Genomic DNA, 3,219 nt, shown 5'->3' on the forward strand with positions numbered 1-3,219 from the left:
CCTTCACCGGCAAGGCCGGCTCCTACAACAATCCCTGTAGGAGCCGGCCTTGCCGGCGAAGGGGCCCTCTTTGTTTCAGTTGGCCCAGGGCGCCTTGCGCGGCTCATCCAGTTGCACCAGGTAGCCGCTGCCGCCCAGTTGGCTCATCTGCTGACGAATCCACGCCGCCCGTCGCGCCACATAGCTGCTGGGCCGGCTTGCGCTCCAGTTGCGCGGGCTGGGCAGTACCGCCGCCAACAGGCTGGCCTGCTGGCGCGTCAGCTTGCTCGCATCGGTACCGAAGTGATGGCGGGCCGCTGCCTGGGCGCCGAATACGCCGTCATCCCACTCGGCGCTGTTGAGGTACACCTCCAGGATGCGCTCCTTGGACCACAGCAGCTCGATCAGTGCGGTAAACCATGCCTCCAGCCCTTTGCGCAGCCAACTGCGGCCTGCCCACAGGAACTGGTTCTTGGCCACCTGCTGACTCAGCGTGCTGGCGCCGCGAAGCGTGCCACCACGCTCGTTGTGTGCCAGTGCGGCCTGGATGGCATTGAAGTCGAAACCCCAGTGCCCGGCGAACTTCTGGTCCTCGCCGGCAATCACCGCCACCTTCAGTTCATCGGAGATCTCGCCCCATGGGCGCCAGTCGCGTTGCAGGTCGATGGGTTGGCCGTCGACCCACGATTCCACCTTGCGCTCGACCATCAGCATGGTGCCCGGCGGCGGTACCCAGCGAAACAGCAGCACCAGCAACACGCTGGCAACGGCGAACCAGAGCAGGGCGCGGGTGAGGCGGCGGATCAGGGATGAAAGCATAGAGATGGCTTGGCCGAACCGAATGAGCGGGCCATTATACAGACCCTGTGCCCCCAAGGAGTCTTGCGCATGCTTCGCAGCTTTCTGTTGCTCGCCGCCTTTTTCGGCTTTACCGGCGTGGCCCTCGGTGCCTTCGCCGCCCATGGCCTCAAGGGCCGCCTGAGCCAGGAGTACCTGGCGATCTTCCATACCGGCGTCACCTACCAGCTGGTGCACGCCCTGGCCCTGCTGGGCGTGGCAGTGCTCTGGGCGCACCTGCCCGGGCGACTCACGGCCTGGGCCGGTGGTCTGTTCTGCCTGGGCATCGTGCTGTTTTCCGGTAGCCTGTACCTGTTGACCCTGAGTGGCATCGGCAAGCTCGGCATCATCACCCCTTTTGGCGGCCTGGCCTTCCTCGGCGGCTGGCTGTGCCTGGGCCTGGCGGCCTGGCGCCTGGGTTGACCCGCGGGTCCGGATCGAGACGAATGGCGCCGCTTGGCCTTGGGTTCAGCCCCGGATAGGGGCTAGAATGCGGGCCCCTAAAAACAATGGCGGCCGTGCGCATGCGCATTCAACTGAACGGTGAACCTTTCGAATTGCCCGACGGCGAAAGCGTCGCGGCCCTGCTGACCCGGCTCGACCTCGCAGGTCGCCGGGTGGCGGTGGAGCTGAACCTGGACATCGTGCCGCGCAGCCAGCACGACGCCACCGCCCTGCGCGAAGGCGACCAGGTCGAGGTGGTTCACGCCATCGGCGGCGGCTAGGCCCACGCGCTTCACCTGCAAGTCCCTCAACCTTCAAGAGGATTACCGATGAGCAATGTTCGTAGCGACAAGCCCTTCACGCTGGCCGGTCGTACCTTCCAGTCGCGCCTGCTGGTCGGTACCGGCAAGTACCGCGACATGGAAGAAACCCGCCTGGCCATCGAGGCCTCGGGTGCCGAGATCGTCACCGTCGCCGTGCGCCGCACCAACCTGGGCCAGAACCCGGGCGAGCCGAACCTGCTCGACGTGCTGCCACCGGACCGCTACACCATCCTGCCGAACACCGCCGGCTGCTACGACGCGGTCGAGGCCGTGCGCACCTGCCGCCTGGCCCGCGAACTGCTCGACGGGCACAACCTGGTCAAGCTCGAAGTGCTGGCCGACCAGAAGACGCTGTTCCCCAACGTGATCGAAACCATCAAGGCCGCCGAAGTGCTGGTCAAGGACGGTTTCGACGTGATGGTCTACACCAGCGACGACCCGATCATCGCGCGTCAGCTGGCCGAAATCGGCTGCATCGCGGTCATGCCGCTGGCAGGCCTGATCGGTACGGGCCTGGGCATCTGCAACCCGTACAACCTGCGCATCATTCTCGAGGAATCGAAAGTGCCGGTGCTGGTCGATGCCGGTGTGGGTACCGCGTCGGACGCCACCATTGCCATGGAAATGGGCTGCGAGGCAGTGCTGATGAATTCCGCCATCGCCCATGCCGAACAACCGGTGATGATGGCCGAAGCCATGAAGCACGCCATCGTGGCAGGCCGCCTGGCCTACCTGGCCGGCCGCATGCCGAAAAAACTCTATGCCAGCGCCTCGTCGCCGCTGGATGGTCTGATCAAGTAAGAGCCCCTGATGACTGAATCGCAAGAATCGCCGATCACCGCCGAAGGCGAAGAACGCCAACACCGCCGCATCAAGAGTTTCGTGATGCGTGCCGGGCGCATGACCGAAGGCCAGCAGCGCGGCCTGGACCAGGGCGCGCCGCTGTTCGTGCTGCCACTGGCCGACAGCCCGGTGGATTACGACCAGGTGTTCGGCCGTTCGGCGCCGCGCACCCTGGAGATCGGCTTCGGCATGGGCCATTCCCTGCTGGAGATGGCTGCCGCCGCGCCCGAGCAGGACTTCATCGGTGTCGAAGTGCACCGCCCGGGCGTGGGCGCGCTGCTCAATGGCGTGCTGACCCAGGGCCTGCAGAACCTGCGGGTGTATGACTGCGATGCCATCGAAGTGCTGAACAAGTGCGTGGCCGACAACAGCCTGGACCGCCTGATGCTGTTCTTCCCGGACCCGTGGCACAAGAGCCGTCACCACAAGCGTCGCATCGTGCAGCCGGAATTTGCCGAGCTGGTGCGCAGCAAGCTGAAGGTGGGCGGCGTGTTCCACATGGCGACCGACTGGGAACCGTACGCCGAGTACATGCTGGAAGTGATGAATGTCGCGCCGGGGTACAGGAACCTGGCCGAAGACGGCAAGTGCGTACCTCGCCCTGCCGAGCGTCCGATCACCAAGTTCGAACGCCGTGGCGAGCGCCTGGGGCATGGGGTGTGGGATCTGAAGTTCGAAAAACTGGCCTGATTGCCGGTGAGCGCTGCGCGCTCGAATCGCGGGTCAAGCCCGCTCCCACAGGTACAGCGCTGACCTTGAAATCAGCGTAGTACCTGTGGGAGCGGGCTTGACC

The 3,219-nt window shown here is 65.2% G+C and carries 4 protein-coding genes and 1 pseudogene; 4 read left to right on the plus strand and 1 reads right to left on the minus strand.

Annotated features, from left to right (window positions below):
* Window positions 1–75: 75 nt before the first annotated feature.
* Window positions 76–833, minus strand: a pseudogene (gene mtgA, locus QMX96_RS26525) (monofunctional biosynthetic peptidoglycan transglycosylase).
* 34 nt (window positions 834–867) lie between these two features.
* Here mtgA and QMX96_RS26530 point away from each other — a divergent pair.
* The 4 genes from QMX96_RS26530 to trmB all read left to right on the plus strand — a co-directional run bounded on the left by QMX96_RS26530 (window position 868) and on the right by trmB (window position 3,116).
* Window positions 868–1,239 carry a DUF423 domain-containing protein gene (locus QMX96_RS26530; RefSeq protein ID WP_043860126.1) on the plus strand — a complete coding sequence of 124 codons (372 nt, stop codon included), beginning with the start codon at window positions 868–870 and terminating at the stop codon, window positions 1,237–1,239.
* Between the two features lie 101 nt (window positions 1,240–1,340).
* Entirely contained in the window at window positions 1,341–1,541 is a 201-nt protein-coding gene (thiS, locus tag QMX96_RS26535) for a sulfur carrier protein ThiS (protein ID WP_043860147.1), read from the plus strand.
* A 48-nt stretch (window positions 1,542–1,589) separates the two neighbouring features.
* On the plus strand, window positions 1,590–2,384 hold the full coding sequence (locus QMX96_RS26540) for a thiazole synthase (RefSeq protein ID WP_043860127.1): 795 nt from the start codon (window positions 1,590–1,592) through the stop codon (window positions 2,382–2,384).
* Window positions 2,385–2,393: 9 nt separating this feature from the next.
* Window positions 2,394–3,116, plus strand: a complete 723-nt coding sequence (trmB, locus tag QMX96_RS26545; protein ID WP_043860128.1) for a tRNA (guanosine(46)-N7)-methyltransferase TrmB — start codon at window positions 2,394–2,396, stop codon at window positions 3,114–3,116.
* The last annotated feature ends 103 nt before the right edge of the window (window positions 3,117–3,219 follow it).

Origin of the sequence: Pseudomonas sp. PS01300 (assembly GCF_029960155.1) — a bacterium.
GTDB lineage: Bacteria > Pseudomonadota > Gammaproteobacteria > Pseudomonadales > Pseudomonadaceae > Aquipseudomonas > Aquipseudomonas palmensis.